Annotated in this window: 16 protein-coding genes and 1 other RNA gene; 12 read left to right on the top strand and 5 right to left on the bottom strand. The window is 46.6% G+C overall.

Going from position 1 to position 18,579, the window contains the following annotated elements:
* Positions 1-266 (top strand): hypothetical protein (locus L3C95_RS32880; RefSeq protein ID WP_236394903.1); only part of this gene is annotated, 266 nt, incomplete at its 5' end.
* Here L3C95_RS32880 and metK read toward each other — a convergent pair.
* The gene (gene metK, locus L3C95_RS32875) at positions 230-1,483 is read right to left on the bottom strand and encodes a methionine adenosyltransferase (protein WP_236394768.1); all 1,254 of its coding nucleotides are present in this window, start codon (positions 1,481-1,483) and stop codon (positions 230-232) included. The two genes, L3C95_RS32880 and metK, sit on opposite strands and share 37 nt — an antisense overlap.
* A gap of 179 nt (positions 1,484-1,662) precedes the next feature.
* The gene (locus tag L3C95_RS32870) at positions 1,663-2,481 is read right to left on the bottom strand and encodes a glycogen/starch synthase (RefSeq protein WP_236394770.1); all 819 of its coding nucleotides are present in this window, start codon (positions 2,479-2,481) and stop codon (positions 1,663-1,665) included.
* Positions 2,482-2,590: 109 nt separating this feature from the next.
* On the opposite strand from L3C95_RS32870, the gene panC reads away from it, so the two are divergent.
* From panC to L3C95_RS32815, 11 genes are all read left to right on the top strand, one after another.
* Positions 2,591-3,448, top strand: coding sequence for a pantoate--beta-alanine ligase (panC, locus tag L3C95_RS32865; RefSeq protein WP_236394772.1), 858 nt, complete (start codon positions 2,591-2,593; stop codon positions 3,446-3,448).
* 125 nt (positions 3,449-3,573) lie between these two features.
* The gene (gene panD / locus L3C95_RS32860; RefSeq protein WP_199658714.1) at positions 3,574-3,918 is read left to right on the top strand and encodes an aspartate 1-decarboxylase; all 345 of its coding nucleotides are present in this window, start codon (positions 3,574-3,576) and stop codon (positions 3,916-3,918) included.
* Positions 3,919-3,943: 25 nt separating this feature from the next.
* On the top strand, positions 3,944-4,966 hold the full coding sequence (locus L3C95_RS32855) for a lysylphosphatidylglycerol synthase transmembrane domain-containing protein (protein WP_236394774.1): 1,023 nt from the start codon (positions 3,944-3,946) through the stop codon (positions 4,964-4,966).
* A 227-nt stretch (positions 4,967-5,193) separates the two neighbouring features.
* The gene (gene ppk1 / locus L3C95_RS32850) at positions 5,194-7,350 is read left to right on the top strand and encodes a polyphosphate kinase 1 (RefSeq protein WP_236394776.1); all 2,157 of its coding nucleotides are present in this window, start codon (positions 5,194-5,196) and stop codon (positions 7,348-7,350) included.
* A gap of 76 nt (positions 7,351-7,426) precedes the next feature.
* Positions 7,427-8,308, top strand: a complete 882-nt coding sequence (locus L3C95_RS32845) for an exopolyphosphatase (RefSeq protein ID WP_236394778.1) — start codon at positions 7,427-7,429, stop codon at positions 8,306-8,308.
* Positions 8,309-8,367: 59 nt separating this feature from the next.
* On the top strand, positions 8,368-9,183 hold the full coding sequence (panB, locus tag L3C95_RS32840) for a 3-methyl-2-oxobutanoate hydroxymethyltransferase (RefSeq protein ID WP_236394780.1): 816 nt from the start codon (positions 8,368-8,370) through the stop codon (positions 9,181-9,183).
* A 9-nt stretch (positions 9,184-9,192) separates the two neighbouring features.
* A complete protein-coding gene (locus L3C95_RS32835) occupies positions 9,193-10,080 on the top strand; it encodes a DUF1338 domain-containing protein (RefSeq protein WP_236394782.1) in 888 nt (295 codons plus the stop codon).
* A 124-nt stretch (positions 10,081-10,204) separates the two neighbouring features.
* Positions 10,205-11,734 carry an aldehyde dehydrogenase family protein gene (locus tag L3C95_RS32830; protein WP_236394784.1) on the top strand — a complete coding sequence of 510 codons (1,530 nt, stop codon included), beginning with the start codon at positions 10,205-10,207 and terminating at the stop codon, positions 11,732-11,734.
* A gap of 634 nt (positions 11,735-12,368) precedes the next feature.
* On the top strand, positions 12,369-14,072 hold the full coding sequence (locus L3C95_RS32825; protein ID WP_236394786.1) for a S8 family serine peptidase: 1,704 nt from the start codon (positions 12,369-12,371) through the stop codon (positions 14,070-14,072).
* 197 nt (positions 14,073-14,269) lie between these two features.
* Complete coding sequence (locus L3C95_RS32820) at positions 14,270-15,946, top strand: hypothetical protein (RefSeq protein ID WP_236394788.1); 1,677 nt, start codon at positions 14,270-14,272, stop codon at positions 15,944-15,946.
* 65 nt (positions 15,947-16,011) lie between these two features.
* Complete coding sequence (locus L3C95_RS32815; RefSeq protein ID WP_236394790.1) at positions 16,012-16,872, top strand: sigma-70 family RNA polymerase sigma factor; 861 nt, start codon at positions 16,012-16,014, stop codon at positions 16,870-16,872.
* A gap of 2 nt (positions 16,873-16,874) precedes the next feature.
* Here L3C95_RS32815 and L3C95_RS32810 read toward each other — a convergent pair whose 3' ends face one another.
* From L3C95_RS32810 to rnpB, 3 genes are all read right to left on the bottom strand, one after another.
* A complete protein-coding gene (locus L3C95_RS32810) occupies positions 16,875-17,504 on the bottom strand; it encodes a hypothetical protein (RefSeq protein WP_236394792.1) in 630 nt (209 codons plus the stop codon).
* A 189-nt stretch (positions 17,505-17,693) separates the two neighbouring features.
* Entirely contained in the window at positions 17,694-18,101 is a 408-nt protein-coding gene (locus L3C95_RS32805; protein WP_236394793.1) for a DUF4870 domain-containing protein, read from the bottom strand.
* A gap of 64 nt (positions 18,102-18,165) precedes the next feature.
* An RNA gene (gene rnpB, locus L3C95_RS32800) (RNase P RNA component class A) lies at positions 18,166-18,556 on the bottom strand.
* Positions 18,557-18,579 lie beyond the last annotated feature (23 nt).

Below are 18,579 nucleotides of genomic sequence, written 5' to 3'. Positions count from 1 at the left end.
ATATCCAATCGCCCAACACGACCTCCCATCGTTCCATAGCAAGCAACTTCAAAGAACGCAGCCAGTGGTCCCACCTGGAACCGAAGCAATCGCCCAATACGACTTTCCAAGCAACCTCCAAACAACGCAGTCAATGGTCCCCAGGAACCGAAGCAATGTCAATCAGCAATAACAAAAAAACCGCCTCATACGAGACGGTTCTTCAAAAATTATTTCTCAGCGGATGCTATTACAATCCGAAAGCTGATTTTACTTTTTCAACATAATCCAGTTTCTCCCAGGTAAACAGCTCAACTTCTACTTTCTTCTCATTCTTCTTGCCCTTGTTGAACACCTTGGTAACTACCTTGCTGTCGCGGCCCATATGACCATAAGCAGCTGTATCGCTATAGATAGGATTACGCAGTTTCAGACGCTGCTCGATAGCGTAAGGACGCAGGTCAAAGATCTGTTCTACCTTTCTTGCGATCTCACCATCCGTCATTTTAACTTTGGAAGTACCACGGGTATCGATGAAGAGACCACAAGGTTTAGCCACACCGATCGCGTAAGATACCTGTACCAGTGCTTCATCGCAAAGACCTGCAGCTACCAGGTTTTTAGCAATGTGACGGGTAGCGTAAGCAGCAGAACGGTCTACTTTGGAAGGATCTTTACCAGAGAAAGCACCACCACCGTGAGCACCTTTACCACCGTAGGTATCAACGATGATCTTACGGCCGGTTAAGCCGGTATCACCGTGAGGACCACCGATCACGAATTTACCGGTAGGGTTGATATGATAAGTGATCTTGTCATTGAACAGCGACTGTAATTCTGGTTTCAGCTGTGCCTTTACGCGAGGGATCAGGATGTTGATCATGTCACTCTTGATCTTGGCCAGCATCTTGTCTTCAGAATCGAAATCATCGTGCTGTGTAGAGATAACGATGGTGTCGATACGAACAGGTTTGTTATCGTCGGAGTATTCGATAGTTACCTGTGACTTAGCGTCAGGACGCAGGTAAGCGATCTCTTTATTTTCGCGACGGATAGCAGCCAGCTCGATCAGCAGTTTATGAGCGAGGTCCAGAGCCAGTGGCATATAGTTCTCAGTTTCGCGGGTAGCGTAACCGAACATCATACCCTGGTCGCCTGCGCCCTGTTCTTCCGGGTTCTTACGCTCAACGCCCTGGTTGATATCAGGAGACTGCTCATGAATAGCAGAGAAGATACCACAGGAGTTAGCCTCGAACATGTATTCGCTCTTTGTATAGCCTATCTTACGGATTACCTCACGGGCAATTTCCTGCACATCCAGGTAAGCTTCAGATTTTACTTCACCCGCCAGAACCACCTGACCGGTTGTCACCAACGTTTCGCAAGCTACTTTAGAGGTAGTATCATAAGCAAGGAAATGATCAATCAATGCGTCGGATATCTGATCGGCCACTTTATCCGGATGGCCTTCGGAAACAGATTCTGAGGTAAATAAATAAGGCATAAAATAATTGAATTTCGCTTTTAGATTAGTATTGATTTAGTACAATTTACCAACTTTTTGCATTTTGGTGGTATGCCTCATGGTAAACTGCGGCAAAAATAGGAAAATAGTTTGAGAATGAACTTTCAGCGAATAAAAAAAGCCCCGTTTGAAGCGGGGCTTTTTTCTGTAGAGAAAAACTATTTTCCAAGTAGCTGGGTATACAATTGCAGATAATCCGCGAGGTCTTCATTTTCCTTTTTGTAAGGGAGAATGATCTTGCCTTTTTCCGCTTTCAGTTCATCCACTACTTTCTTTTCTGTCTTTTCACCTGCCAGTACTACGGCATCGGCATATTTACCGGCGCCTCTGTTCAGTGCACTGTTGGTACCTTCTTTATATAGCTCCAGGTCCTTTTCTTTGATCTGGGTGCTGATAGTAGCTTTCTTCACAAAGCCGGCGCCCAGTTTCTCCTTGAAGGAATTGGGCTCCATGGAATATACCACTTTGGAATGAGCAAATACCGGTTCTTTTTTGTAAGCAGTTTTCAGGTATAAAGGGATCAGTGAAGTCATCCATCCGCTACAGTGAATAATGTCCGGCGGCCAGCCAAACTTCTTTACTGTTTCCAGCGCTCCTTTACAGAAAAATACTGCACGGGCTGCATTATCGTCATAGAATTGCTCGTTTTCGTCCGTGAACAGCGTTTTACGCTTGAAGTAATCTTCATTGTCCAGGAAATAAACCTGCAAACGGGCGTTTGGCAATGATGCCACCTTGATAATCAACGGATAATCGTCGCCCTCTATCACAATGTTAATGCCAGACAGTCTTACCACCTCGTGTAACCGGTGCCTTCTCTCGTTGATAATGCCAAACCGGGGCATGATCACCCGCACTTCCAGCCCGGACTCATTGGACTTAATTGCCATTTTATTGACCATATTCGCATACTCTGTTAATTCCAGATAAGGCGACATTTCCTGAGCAATAAAAAGAATTCGTTTCTTTGTGGACATCTAATGCTGATATTAATGCAGTAATTTTAAATTTGGTTTGCAAAATTACGGATTTTTAACGGAAGAAAAGACAAATTGGCACTTTTAACATCCTTTTAAGCAATAAATTATGTATCTGTTCAAGCGGAAAGACGATCTCGAAAGGCATTTATCAACAGCACGGAAAGAGGGTAAACGTATTGGTTTTGTGCCTACTATGGGCGCATTGCATCAGGGGCATCTGTCCCTTATTGCGGCCGCAAAAGAAAACACCGACCTCGTCGTGTGCAGCATATTTGTCAACCCGACCCAGTTTAACGATCCGGCCGATTTTGAGAAATATCCCATTACCATAGACCAGGACATTCTCCAGCTTACCGCCGCCGGCAACGATGTACTGTTCCTGCCATCTGTGCAGGAAATGTACCCTAAGGGACTGACCCCGGACATGCATTATGACTTCGGTCAGCTGGAAACGGTACTGGAAGGTGCACACCGCCCCGGACACTTCCAGGGTGTTGGACAGGTGGTACATAAGCTGTTAGACCTGGTGCAGCCGGACAAACTCTTCATGGGACAAAAGGACTTTCAGCAGTGCCTGATAATCAACCGACTCATCAAACTGCTACACTTAAAGGTCGAGCTGGTTATCTGTCCTACCCTCCGTGAACAGGATGGCCTGGCCATGAGCAGCCGTAACCTGCGTCTCAATCCTACCGAAAGGCAAAACGCCCTGCACATATCCCGTGCACTATATTATATAAAAGACAATCTTAACCACGCCCCATTAAAGGAAATCGCCGATAAGGCCATTAACGAGCTGAAAGGCAATGGTTTCGATGTTGACTACCTCGATATGGTATCTGTAGCACCTGACGGGAACATTAATTTTCCTGCAACTGCCGGCAAAGATCCGCTTTATGCGGTGGTAGCTGCCAGAGAGATCAGCAGCAACGTCAGGCTGATTGACAATATGCAGGTGAACTGACCAGCCGGACGGCTGTCAACAGACCGGCCTTCTCCACGGCGCGCGCTGACCGCGCTGAAGCGTCGTATTGTATTTTTTCCCTAATTTTGCGCTACACCAGACCACAATAGTGGGTTATTTCTATCATGCACATCGAAGTACTGAAAAGTAAAATACACAGAGCAGTTATTACCGAAGCAAACTTGCAATACGTAGGCAGTATTACTATTGATGAAGATCTGCTGGATGCTGCTAATCTCATCGAATATGAAAAAGTACAGGTAGTGAACGTAAATAACGGAGAACGCCTGGAGACCTATATCATCAAAGGGAAACGCGGTTCAGGTGTTGTTTGTATGAATGGCCCCGCTGCCCGCCTCTGTGCGGTTGGCGATATTGTAATCATTATCTCTTACGCATCTATGGACTTTGAGGAGGCTAAGAAGCATACTCCGATCGCCATATTCCCGAAAGAAAATAATAAACTGTAACTGCTGATCCCAAAAAAGACTTACTATGCCCAAATTTTTGAAGTTCATCTGCTTTTTAGCCATTGGGCTAGGATTAGTCTGGCTTGTTACGCACAACCTTACTGATAAGGAGAAAGATGACATCTTCAACTCTTTGGAGCATGCCAATTACTGGCTGCTGATCCCTGTTATCATAGTCGGTATTGCCAGCCACTGGTACCGGGCTGTCCGCTGGAAGCTCATCATGGAGCCCATGGGCTATCATCCTAGCACACTGAATACATTCTTTGCGGTAATGGTCGGCTATCTGGCCAACCTGGCGGTGCCCCGCCTGGGAGAAGTGACCCGCTGCGGTATCGTAGCCCGTTATGAGAAGATCCCGGTAGATAAACTGGTAGGCACCATGATCGCAGAACGCGCTGTTGACATGCTGCTGCTCCTCATCCTCATGGTGATCACCGTTGTTATTCAAATAGACGTGATCGGTGGCTTATTCGTCGCAGAGATCTGGCATCCCATTGAGAATAAACTCGGGAATGCAGGCAGTGCCCGTTCACTGATCATCATCGGCGCTTTAGTCATATTTATATTACTTACCTATATTGTTTTCCGCCTCATTTCCCGTTCCAAAATCGGGATCAAGATCCGTGCACTGGCCCATGGCGTATGGGATGGTATCCGCTCTATCGGTCAGATGGAAAAGAAAGGCTGGTTCATCTTCTACTCCATACTGATCTGGATGATGTACTTTGCTATGATGTACCTGGGCTTCTATTGTATGGAAGAAACCCGTTACCTGGGACTGAAAGCCGCGCTTGCAGTACTCATCATCGGCAGTGTAGGTATGATCGTAACACCCGGCGGTACGGGCGCCTACCAGTTCCTGGTACAAAGGACCCTCATGGTATACGGCGTACTCGATACAACAGCATATGCCTTCGGATGGATCGTATGGTCGGCCCAGACCCTGCTGGTACTTATCGTTGGCCTGGGCAGCCTGATTGCCCTCCCCTTGCTGAACAAGGACAAGGCACAAACCCCATCCTCCGATGCCGGTCAGACTACCTGATACAAGCGTTAATCAGCTCCGGATCATTCCCCTATAAATGATATATACAAGTATATCTAAGAAATATACTATAGATTATCGTCTATACGCTATTCGCTATCGCTTTATAATTCCTTATCTTTAAGAATGCGTATCAGAAATTTAACATAAGATCTATTCCAAAAATCTGTATTGTTGTGATTAGCAGTATTAAACCAGTATAACCACAACCGTTAATTACCTTTCAGATGCGATTGTCACTTAGTGAGCCAATAGACATAAACACACAAGATCCGGTGATGGAAAAGAAAAGCAATAGCAAAAAGATTGTGCCGATTAAGAAAGTTAAGATGATCCCCCGGGACATCAGCTGGCTGGCCTTTAATGCAAGAGTTCTGCAGGAAGCGGCTGATAACACCGTTCCTCTTCATGAACGTATCCGTTTTCTCGGTATTTTTTCGAACAACCTGGACGAATTTTTCCGCGTACGCGTTGCCACCCTTAAAAGAATGCTGCTGGTTGGCAAGTCCACCCGTATGCATATGGAAGAGAACCCCGACGAGATCCTCGATGAGATACAGAGCATGGTGATAGACCAGCAGCGTGAGTTTGACCGCATCTGGGAGGGTATCGAAGACGAACTGAAGGCGCAGAAGATCTTCATCCGCACGGAAAAACATTTAAATAAGGATCAGCAGAAATTTGTACTCAACTACTTCAATGAAGAAGTACGTACCAATATCATCCCGCTGATGATCGAAAGTATCCAGCACTTTCCCTTCCTCCGGGATAAATCCATCTATCTGGCGGTAGTACTGGCCAGGCAGGATAACTCCGTCAGACAGAAGTTTGCGCTGATAGAGATTCCGACCTCTATCCTGCCCCGTTTCATCATCCTCCCTTCCAAAGAAGGTGAAGAAGATATTATCCTGCTGGAAGACGTGATCCGCTACTGCCTGCCGCATATCTTCTCTTACTTCGGCTTTGACAAGTTCACGGCACATATCATCAAGGTAACGAGAGATGCGGAACTGGACATCGATAATGATATTTCGACGAGCCTGATACACCAGATTGAAAAAGGCCTGAAAGACCGCCGTAAGGGAAAGCCGGTACGGTTTGTATACGATAAGGACATTGATCCGCTGCTGCTGGAATACCTGATGCGGCGCCTGGGCCTGTCCAGCAAGGACAACCTCATTCCGGGAGCCCGTATCCATAATTTCAAGGACTTTATGGACTTCCCGACAAGCGTATTCAAAGAAAGAACGCACTCACAGCGCAAGAGCTTCATCCATCCGCTGTTTGCCAATGCATCCAGCGTGATGCACGTCATACAGCTGCAGGATGTGATGCTCCATTTCCCCTACCACTCTTTCGATACTATCATAGACCTGCTCAGGGAAGCTGCCATCGATCCTAATGTGACCAGCATCAAGATCACGGCCTACAGGCTGGCCCGCAACTCCAAGATCGTGAATGCCCTGGTGAACGCCGTACGCAACGGTAAACAGGTAACAGTCGCCCTCGAGTTAAGAGCCCGTTTTAATGAGGCAGACAACCTGGAATGGAAGACCCGCCTGGAAGATGAAGGCGTAAAAGTGCTGATCGGTATTCCCGGCCTGAAGATCCATGCCAAGCTCTGTGTGATCAAGAAACGTATCGGTACCAAGACAGTGCAGTGTGGCTTTGTCAGCACCGGCAACCTGAATGAGAAAACAGCAAGGGTGTATGGAGATCACTGTCTGCTGACAGCCAACAGGAACATCATGGCAGATATCAACCGTATTTTCGCCTACCTGGAGAACAGCAAACATGATATCAAGATGCTGGAAGCATGTCATACCCTTCCGGTAAGCCCTTACAGCATGCGTTCATTCTTTGTGCGCCAGGTCGAGAAAGAGATCAAGAACGCCCGTCATAAGAAAGGCGGCTCCATGATCATTAAAATGAACTCCCTCTCCGATCCGGAAATGATCAACCTCTTATATGAAGCAGCAAAAGAGGGTGTGGACGTTAAGATGATCATCCGCGGTATCTGCTGTGCCTATACGGACAACAAGAAGTGGAAGAAAGATATCACCGCTGTCAGCATTGTGGATGAATACCTGGAACATGCCCGTGTATTTGTATTCGGTAAAGAGGGACAGGAAAAGGTATACATTGCCTCCTGCGACTGGATGCTGCGTAACCTCGACTACCGTGTGGAAGTGGCTATTCCCATCACAGACCCGGGCATCCAGCAGGAGTTGAAAGATATACTGGCCATACAACTCAGTGGCAATGTAAAAGCCCGTATACTCGATAACGATCAGAAAAATGAGTATAAACGTGACAGTGGCAAGAAGATCAGGTCACAGGTAGAGATTTTCAAATATCTCCACGAGAAACAATATAATAGCTAGGAACCGGAAGCGGGGATCAGGATTTGAGTATTGATTAATTCCTGATTCCTGATTCTAATTGTATACATTTGCGCCCATGAAGCTTGCTGCCATTGATATCGGGTCCAACGCTGCCAGGCTGCTCATCTCAGAAGCATCTCCCAACAGCCAGGGCCGGATGGATTTCACCAAAGTAAACCTGGTCAGGGTGCCTTTACGCCTCGGTCTTGATGTGTTCACCGAAGGCGCTATTTCTGAAAAAAGAGCTGATCACCTGCTGAATACCATTAAAGCGTATAAGCTTTTACTGGAGGTATATGAAGTCAGGTACCTGAAAGCCTGCGCCACATCAGCTATGCGCGATGCATCCAATTCAGCAGCGATCCTGCACAACGTCAGGCAGCAGACGGGAATAGATATCAAAATCATATCCGGACAGGAAGAAGCCTCTTTCCTGTACGAGAGCCACATCGCAGAAAACCTGGACAAGACCCGCTCCTACATGTATATCGATGTAGGGGGTGGTAGTACTGAAGTCACTATCTTCAGCAACAACAGCCTTAAACATAAAGAGTCCTTCAATATCGGCACTATCCGCCTGATGCAGAACCAGGTAAAGGAAGACCAGTGGCAGTATATGAAGGATACCATTAAATCCCGTCTCCGGGGCATCAACAATGTGACAGCCATCGGTTCAGGCGGTAATATCAACAAGATCTTCTCCCTTTCCAAGCGTAAAGAAGGCAAACCGCTTACGCTGGACGTCCTGAAAGACTACTACAAGGAATTTAACAGCTTCACCGTCGAAGAGCGTATCCATATTTATAATCTCCGGGAAGACCGCGCCGATGTGATCGTGCCCGCCCTTCAGATCTACATCAACATTATGCGCTGGGCGGATGCCGAAGAGATCTTTGTACCCAAGATCGGTCTGGCAGATGGCCTTATCCAGTCACTCTATGCAGAGATCAGCAGGTAATTTCCAAATATTGGTTACCTTACGCGCGCTTTTACTTATCACATATAACAGTCATTAGGATGTCTACGCACAAAGAAGTTAAACGGATAACGACACATATATTGCAGAAAATGAAAGACGACGGAGAGAAGATCTCCATGATTACCGCTTACGACTATTCCATGGCCCGCATCTTTGATGATGCAGGTATGGATATCCTGCTGGTAGGCGATTCTGCATCTAATGTGATGGCCGGCTTTGAAACAACACTTCCCATAACGCTTGACCAGATGATCTATCACGGTGCTTCTGTGGTAAGGGCTATCAAACGGGCCTTTGTGGTGGTCGACCTTCCTTTTGGTACTTACCAGGGCAATTCCAAAGAAGCACTGGCATCTACCATCCGTATTATGAAAGAAACCAGCGCTCATGGCGTAAAAATAGAAGGCGGCGAAGAGATTATTGAATCGGTAAAACGAATTATCTCAGCCGGTGTACCCGTGATGGGACACCTGGGACTAACCCCCCAGTCTATCAATAAATTTGGTACCTACACCGTAAGGGCTACCGAAGAGGCAGAAGCCCAGAAACTGATCAACGACGCCCGCCTGCTCGAGGAAGCGGGTTGCTTTGCCATTGTACTGGAAAAGATCCCCGCCCAACTGGGTAAAAAGGTGGCTGAAGCACTGCGCATCCCTACAATTGGTATCGGCGCCGGCAAGTATGTTGACGGCCAGGTATTAGTTATGCATGACATGCTGGGCATTAACAAGGATTTTAAACCACGTTTCCTGCGTCGCTATCTCAATTTATATGACGAAATTTACAAGGCATCGCAGCAATATATCCACGATGTGAAAGCCAAAGACTTTCCGAACGATAGCGAACAATATTAAAATTGTTTTATGTTAGACTATGTTCTTAGCGGTCTGATGCAGCGTTACCAGGACCGGGTTCCCGACGTTGCAGCTATTATTGCCGCCATGATCAGTGAAAATCTGATCAAGGTTCCGGAAGACATTGAAAATGATCATATTGCCTTCCGCACAATAGGCGTACCCGAGCTCGGGATACAGTCGCTGGAGAAGATCTTCCTCCACTACGGTTACACCAGAAGAGATGCCTACCATTTCAAGGAAAAGAAGCTGGACGCTTATTGGTATGCACCGCCATCACCCAACTATCCGCGAATCTTTATCAGCGAACTGAGGGTACAGGACCTGAGCCCTGCTGCGCAAGAGATCATTAAAAGTTATACCAAAGAAGTACTGGTAGACCCGGTGCTCAATCTTAACCTGGACGACGGGCCTGTAGTGGATGAATTCCTGCATAGTTCACTGTGGCGCACGCCTACGCTGGAGGATTATCAGGCACTGGCAGCCGAGAGCGAATATGCAGCCTGGGTGATCTACAACAGGTATTACCTGAACCATTTTACGATCAGTGTACAGAACCTGCCTGCCGGTTACAATACGGTAGCAGATTTCAATAATTTCCTTGAAAAACAAGGATTTGTACTAAACAACGCCGGCGGCAAGATCAAGACCAGTCCGGATGGTTTGCTCTTACAGAGTAGCACGGTGGCCAAAATGATTCCCGCCACCTTTGCCGGTGCTGAGGTTCATAAGATAGCAGGCTCCTACGTAGAATTTGCCGAGCGCAAGGTGCTGCCACAGTTTGCCGATCTTCCGGCCGATCAGATTACCCGTGCACATCGCCGGGAAGGTTTTGAAGCCGGCAATGCGGACCGCATTTTCGAAAGTACCTACAGCTCACAGACAAACAAGCAATAACTAGTGGTTGGCAGCGCAGCAGCGTCCTGCCGCGCTGCCAACAGCCAATATATTACAGACTATTGCCGTTAACTCAGACATACATCAAAACACGCCGTGTCCCGCACGGCATAAACAGTACAACATGATCCAGGATATTCTGCAGCAATTAAATATCAGCAATGTAAACAGTGGCGTCAGCACAGGAACTACCTGGCTGGATGCAAAAGGAGAAAGTATTCCGGCGTCTTCACCCGTAGACGGGAAAGAAATTTCAACCGTCAAAGCAGCCAGCCGTACCGACTATGATGCAGTGATCGAAAAAGCGCAGGAAGCGTTTAAGGAATGGCGTTCATGGCCTGCTCCCCGTCGTGGCGAGATAGTGCGTCAGATGGGAGAAGCACTGCGGAAAAATAAAGCCGCACTGGGCAAACTGGTGTCTTACGAAATGGGAAAAAGCCTGCAGGAAGGTTACGGGGAAGTACAGGAAATGATCGATATCTGCGACTTTGCAGTAGGTCTTTCCCGTCAGTTGCACGGGCTAAGCATGCACTCTGAACGTCCGGGTCACAGGATGTACGAGCAATGGCATCCGCTGGGCATTACAGGCATCATTTCAGCCTTTAATTTCCCTGTTGCGGTGTGGAGTTGGAATGCTATGCTTGCATGGGTTTGCGGCGACGTATGCGTCTGGAAACCCTCAGAAAAGACACCTTTGTCAGCCATTGCCTGTCTGCAGATCATACAGGATGTGCTCAAAACGAATAACGTACCGGAAGGTGTATGCTGCCTGGTAACAGGTGGTCGTGAGGTGGGCGAATGGATGGCGGCCGATACCCGCGTACCGCTGATCTCTGCTACCGGTTCCACCCGTATGGGTAAAGCGGTAAGCAGCGTAGTAGGCGCCCGTCTGGGACGCGCCCTACTGGAACTGGGCGGTAATAACGCGATCATCATCACCGCCAATGCAGACCTCGACATGTCCCTTATCGGGTGTGTATTCGGTGCTGTAGGTACCGCCGGCCAGCGTTGTACCAGTACCAGAAGGCTGATCATCCACGACAGTGTATATGACGCATTTACACAGAAACTGGCGAAAGCATACCAGCAGCTACGTATCGGCAATCCGCTGGACGAACAAAACCACGTAGGGCCGTTGATCGATAAAGACGCGGTACGTCTTTACCAGGAATCCATCGAAAAGGTGAAGGCACAAGGCGGTACTTTCCTGGTGGAAGGAGGCGTACTGTCAGGCGATGCCTATGCGTCCGGTTGTTATGTAAAACCCTGTATTGCCGCAGTAGAGAACAGTTATGCCATCGTGCAGCATGAAACCTTTGCTCCCATCCTCTACGTGATGAAATACAGCAACATCGAGGATGCCATCGCTATGCAGAATGGGGTACCACAGGGCCTGTCATCTGCTATTATGACGCTAAACCTGCGGGAAGCCGAATTGTTCCTGTCACAATCCGGTTCTGACTGCGGTATCGCTAATGTCAATATCGGTACCTCCGGAGCCGAGATCGGTGGCGCGTTTGGCGGAGAAAAGGAAACCGGTGGCGGCAGGGAAAGCGGTTCAGACGCCTGGAAAAATTATATGCGCAGACAGACGAATACGATCAATTATTCCACTCAGCTGCCACTGGCACAGGGTATTAAGTTTGACCTGTAAAAACTTTTTTTCCTTACACAATAACTGGAATAATAGACCGTTTAATATGCGGATAACTTTTAAACTGATATTAATCGCAATATATTATTAGCTTGTAGAAGCGGTACCGTTCTTTTACAATGCTGTGAGCGAACAATGTAGATCAAAAAGAATAGCGAGGTTAGATAACCTCGCTTTTTCGTTAAACGGAAACCATGCTTATGAGAAAAGTAACTATAACTTTTTGGAAAGTTATCAAGTACTCTTCCAGCTCTAAATATTACACTTTTTTCCGGAATTTCATATTCTACTTTTGTGGTATTTGCAACTATTTTTTGACGAACGGTCATTTTCATAGGCTGACTTCAATGCAGTAGCGACTTCTGTGACAACATTCTTCCTCATTTTCTAAAAGAAAAATTTCGCTCATATTTGTAGAATTGTTAAATTAACAGTAGATGAGCGAATATTATTGAGTTACAGGCACTTCTATCTCAGCGGTTGTTGTTACGTGAACGGCTATCCACCTAATGAGCTACTGGCATATTGTATATCTCGCTCATCATTTAACGCAAGTGATTCCCTGACATTTTGCGTACCTTTATTCTAATTTGGTTTTTGATTTTGTAAAGCTTATTGAGAAAAAAACAGACTGATGAAATCTAACAGAGCTATGGCAGTCATGGCTGGTGGTGTTGTGTTGATGGCTGCTCTTACTACCGCTAACCCGACTCATGCACAATCTTCAGCGACTCCCAGGAACTGGCATCTATTGAACTATGCGCAGGACAGTGTGTATGGAACTGGTGTTGAGAAAGCATATAATGAATTGCTGAAAGGAAAGAAAGGCAGCCCTATACTGGTAGCTGTGATAGATTCCGGTATTGATACGCTTCATGAAGATCTGAAATCCATCCTTTGGGTGAACCCGAAGGAGATTCCCGGCAACGGCAAGGATGATGATGGAAATGGTTATGTCGACGACATCCACGGATGGAATTTCCTGGGTGGTAAAGACGGCCGTAGTGTGAAAGAAGATTCTGACGAAGCGACCCGCGAATATTACCGCTATAAGAGCCTTTACGGTAATCCTGATTCTGCACTCGACAAACAATCCAAGGAATATACTTACTGGCAGAAACTGCAGGGTAAAGTAGCCAAGCCTTCCGGTGAAAGCAAGGTTACGTACAAGACCATGCTGAAACTGCAGGAAAGCCTGCGCAAATGCGAAGCGCTTATTACCGGTTACCTGCACCAGAGTGATTTCAATGCAGCAAAGCTGGATAGTATACAAACTCCTGACCAGGATGTAATGGTGGCCAAGAAGTTCCTGCTGCGCATTTTCCAGAATACAGGCGAGGAAAACCTCAATTACTCTGAACTGAAATCAGAATTTGACGAATACCTGGCGGATCTGAAAAAGAAAGCGGAACTGGCTGACAGTGAAGCACCGGTTGATAAACGTGCAGACATCGTAGGGGACAATGTGAACGACATCAACGACAAATACTACGGTAACAGCGATGTGATGGGGCAATTCGGTTTCCACGGTACACACGTTTCTGGTATCATTGCGGCAGCAAGGAACAATGGTGTTGGTATAGACGGTATTAATGACAACGTGCGCATCATGATGGTGAAAGCTGTTCCTGATGGTGATGAACGTGATAAGGACGTAGCCCTGGCCATCCGTTATGCGGTAGACAATGGTGCAAGGGTTATCAATATGAGTTTTGGTAAAGGCTTCTCCCCTCATAAGGATTGGGTAGATGCTGCTGTGAAATATGCGGAAGAGAAAGGCGTATTACTCGTACATGCTGCAGGTAATGATGGCAATGATAATGATGTAGTAGACAACTTCCCTAACCCTGATTATGCAGATCATTCTGCCAGAGCGAGCAACTACATTACTGTAGGCGCCAGCGGTAGCGGCAAAAACGGAAAAGTAGCCAGCTTCTCCAACTACGGTAAAAAGAACGTAGACATCTTCGCTCCCGGTGTACAGATCTATTCTACCGTTCCTGGTGGTAATAAATATGGTAATGCCAGCGGTACGAGTATGGCAGCTCCTGTTGTAGCAGGTGTTGCAGCCCTGGTGCTCTCCTACCATCCTCAGTTAACTGCTCAACAGTTAAAGTACATCCTTGTGAAATCAGCCACTCCTCTGCCTGATGGCACTACAGAAGTGACAAAGCCGGGAACGCCTGATGTGAAGGTTCCTTTTGCGGATCTGTCTATTTCCGGTGGATTGGTGAATGCGTATGAGGCTTTGAAACTGGCGGATAGTATTGAGGGGAATAAAGAGCTGAAGCCGAAGAAAAAGAAGAAAGTAAAGATGGAGGCCATTAAGAAAGGGTAAACATCTGTAAGACAATAATCAAAGAGAGCCAACGGGCGGGATGCTCGTTGGCTCTCTTTTTTTGCTAACTAAAAAGGGTCCTGTACGGTATCCAGCCCCTCCCGAACGCCTTTCTTGTGAAGAAAAAGTTCGCTATTCCCACATATAAACACGTAACTTCGTTACGCTTACATCCTAAGATCAAATCCAAATCCGCTATGCCAGAGCTTCACAGACGCCAGCAAACACCCCAGGCCCCCCAACGCGCAGCAGCATATCATTCCACTTCGTCAGGTGCTGCCATGCCAGCTGTTTCTCCGGTGCTCAAAGCCGGTTCCATACAGATGAAAGAAACATTGCCGGCCAATGATCATGCTGGTAATGTTGCAGTTGTCCAAAGAGTGCTCAGGAAGGACGGAGGAGGTCTTATGAATCCAAAAATGAGTGGCCCTACCTGGAATGCACTGACGGAAAAGCAACAGACAAGGGCACTACGACTGATGCACGATCCTTATCGCGCCTACTATTTCAAGGACTATAAACATTTCCTGAATTACATGAATGGTAAGGCCGAACCTACCAAAGAAAAAGCACATTTACGTAAACAGGGAGGTGGCACTCATACCAGTCCTTATGGATTAGAGGATGTCTTTGTGGATAATCATGCTGAGGATGCAACCGGAGGACTAACCATCACCAGGCCAACAGGCATACTGGGCTTCCAGAATGCTTACCAGTTTGGAGATACCCTATCACACAAAAGCAACTGGGCCAACTTCGTAGAAACACACTATGACGGCGCGCAAAGCAAGCTTGAGAAAGCGGGATTGTGGAAAGGCCAACCCAGGACTGACATGAAGGCGTTATACGAAAAAGGCCTCAAATTCGCCGAAAAGATGGACCATCAATTCGTAGACAAGAATACCAGTTTGCGCATGTCTGATGCGAATAATGTCTGGGCCGGTGTGGCTGTGGAACAATGTGTAAATGAGATGTGGGACCTGGTAGCGAGGGAAACTACTGTATCGAGAGATACCCTTGCCCAGGCTATCTTGCCAAGATGGGGCGCACTGCATAAAGGTATGGGCACCCGTGTGACTGCAACTTTCCATGGTGATCAAAAACAAAGCGTCGTAACAGGCTCCAAGGCCGATAAAACCCAGTTCCGGCCACCATGGTTAGAGCGACTGGACAAAAGAATAGCTACCACCGGCTCCTACTATATTGAAGGACATTTGTTAAACGATAACCTGGGAGGACCCGCCGCGCCCTACAACATTGTGCCATTGACAAGTGATGCCAATCATATACACCTCTATCTTGTCGAGACATTTGTGAAAAAGAAAGTATTGGAGATGATATGGGAACAAAAAAGTCAGGGATTAGGCTTCAGCCCCATTTTAAATCCGATCAAAACGATCAGCTATGATGTAAGAGCCGATTTCTCCGGACATCCGCGAAGAGAGGCTACCCAAAAGTGGATCGATGTATTCAACTTCCTGAACGCGCTGATAGGCTCTCTGCCTGCTATTAAAGGCAGTACAACAGTAGCTGCTTTCAGGAATAACCTGACCCTGGGTAATTATATGCCACATACAGTCAAAGGATTACAATTGAACGATTTGCAGGCATGGGCATTGTTACAACCTGCGGTCAATTTCTTCATTCCAAATTACACCGACAGGGCCACGGTAACACTGCAGCAATTATTGGATCGCGTTGATGCCGTCAGCGACGTATTTATAGAGGAAGAAGAATCTGTTCCTAACAAAATCATTTGTAATTCTGAAACAAAGAGACAAAATGGAAATACAGATAACGACGGGCAGCTGAATAATTATGCGGTAGTCAATGATATCCAAAGATTATCCTTCATATCAGGTGTCAGGCTATAAGTAACTTTTTTGGAGAAATAACATCAACAATTAGAATTATTTTTGCGCCTCATTATCGTATTCTAATGTCAGAAGACCAGGCTCATTTATCATTCTCTCTACAACAGAGATCCAGATTACATGGACTCGCCTACAAAATGACCGAAAGCGTAACTGATGCTGAGGATATTTTAAGCGATGTATACATCTCCTTTTCCCGTCAACCTTTTGACCAGATAAGAGAACCTGAAAGATACCTTGTCCGCTCAGTAATTCACGCATGCTTCGCCATACTTGAAAAAAGAAAGAACGTGGTTTACCCAGGGATCAATCTTCCTGAACCATTGGCCTATGACCGTTTTCCGGACCTTCAAAAGAATGATATCTCTTATGCATTGTTAGTGCTGCTGCAGAAACTAAATGCTGTGGAAAGAGCTGTTTTCCTGCTACGCGAAAGCTTTGATTACGATTATGATGAAGTGGCTTCTTTAATAGGTATCAGTGAAGCCAACTGCCGGCAACACTTACATCGCGCTAAAGAAAAGTTGAAAACCGGCAATGCACGATATAGTCCTACCAGTCTGGAAAGAGAAGAAATGACAAAAGCATTTCTGCTGGCATGTTTAAACGGCGATGTCAAACAGCTGGAAACCTATCTGTCAAAAGAGATCACCCTCTTTATGGACGGCGGCGGCAAGGCTGCTACTGCCACCAAACCTATTGCTGGTTTCGAAAACGTAATGCTGTACCTGACAAGGGGCGCTATTAAATTTGGCGCGAACATCTCCTACACGATCAAAGCAGTGAATATGGAAACCGGGGTTCTGTTTGAGAACACACTGACAGCCGATCTTGACACAGTCCTGATACCCGTTTTCAATCAGGATGGACAGATCTCGCAATTGTTCGGCATCAGAAACCCCGATAAAATGAAATACCTTACCTGATATCAATATCCTTTACCAAAGTATTTCTCTATAAACGCGCGCTCTTTCGGAGGTGTTTCCCGCCATTGAAACCAGTTTGTATATCCTGCAACGATGAGCATGGCTACTACGATGCCGGTCCCTCCTATCAGCCGGGCGCTCCACTTCGACCTGGTTTTCAGGTAATGTATCGCTGCTACATGCAGGCTGATGGCACAAACATCCAGAAAATAATAGGGTATGAAGAACAAGGTCGCAGGATGAAGATTGAACCCTGCAACCGTGTAATAGAAATTGGTATCCAGGTGCTCAAACATTCTGCTGGCAAAGACAGCCCCCACATGACCTACCAGGAAAAGCGAAAGATAAAGCCCTGAATATATCTGTATTTTCTCTGCCAGTATCTTAGGCTTCCGGTTAAATAATAGTTTAACACCTGATACCACCTGGACCAGCACCACCAACACCAAAATGGTCTCAATCACAGGATGCCGGTATACCTTCCTGAATTTCTCCATCAATGCCATATGCGCCTCCGGCCCGGCGAACGAGAACAAATGATTAAGCAGATGAATACCAATAAATAGGGAAAGCGTAATGCCCGAAAAATAGTGTAGCGTTTTAACAGCCTGTCGTTTACTTTCTGTTGTCATGAAATATGCTTTTGCAGATAGAGTGCATTAGCGGAATTTTGTGACAAAAATTTCTATAAAAAAGCAAAGAGCCTGTATCTGAATAAGATACAAGCTCTTTTATCGGATACCTGACGGATCAGGTAGTCATTTATACACTTCTGAGAACAATCTTCACTGCATCTGGCTTTATAACAAAAGCAGGCCTCCTTACTTCACTATCCTCCAGCTCACCGGGTACCGGTAAAACACCCCGTTATGCACCTTCGTGGCCGCAATCACAGAAAAGATGATATTCAACAGGTAAATAATGCCGCGTGTGCCATGGAAAATGGATATATCCGTTACGTCCCAATAGTGAAAGCCAGGTCTTCCCCAGGCCCAGTCCCAATGGTTGAGCATACCGAACAGATTAAGGGCGACGTTGACAATACTCAATGTGATCTGGAAGTTAAGGGCTTCTTTTCCGGTGTGATTCAGGAAGTCTGATTCGTTGCGTTTGATCAGCCAGAGGACCAGCGCAACGATGATATTACCAGCAGGCGGAATGAACAGCATACCGGCAAGACCGCCCAGGTGCATGGCGAGCGCCCAGTTTCTTTCTTCTTGTTGTTGCATAGAGATTATATAGTTTCGGGTTATATTTTTTAGGGCTTTGTCCCGTTGGTTGATAAGCTAAAAATAAAACTACAAACCTGTAAGCCGGATTCTGTTCCCCCTTACGGAGGATGCTATCATTTATCTTCGATGCCGTTCACACGGCACCTGTATCTGCCTACCCTCGGTCATTGGACGAGCAGCCCTTAAGCGACCGTATACATGGCATTTCAGCACGCAAGGTTTACCCTCCAGGCATGTTACCACACCCAGACGTGGGCTCTTACCCCACATTTTCACCCTTACCCTGCCCGCTTGCGCGGAACAAGGCGGTAATTTTCTGTGGCACTATCTGTGCCTTTCTTCGCTCTTTTAACGGAGAAAGAAAAGCCCCACCCGTTAGGTGGTGCGTTGCTCTATGCTGTCCGGACTTTCCTCATCCACCTTTCGGCGGAAGCGATAGCACGGTCTGTAGTTTCTGCAAATGTAATAGAAAAGA

The sequence above is a fragment of the Chitinophaga filiformis genome, from assembly GCF_021646545.1.
GTDB lineage: Bacteria > Bacteroidota > Bacteroidia > Chitinophagales > Chitinophagaceae > Chitinophaga > Chitinophaga filiformis_A.
This window is presented reverse-complemented; position numbering and strand designations above follow the sequence as displayed.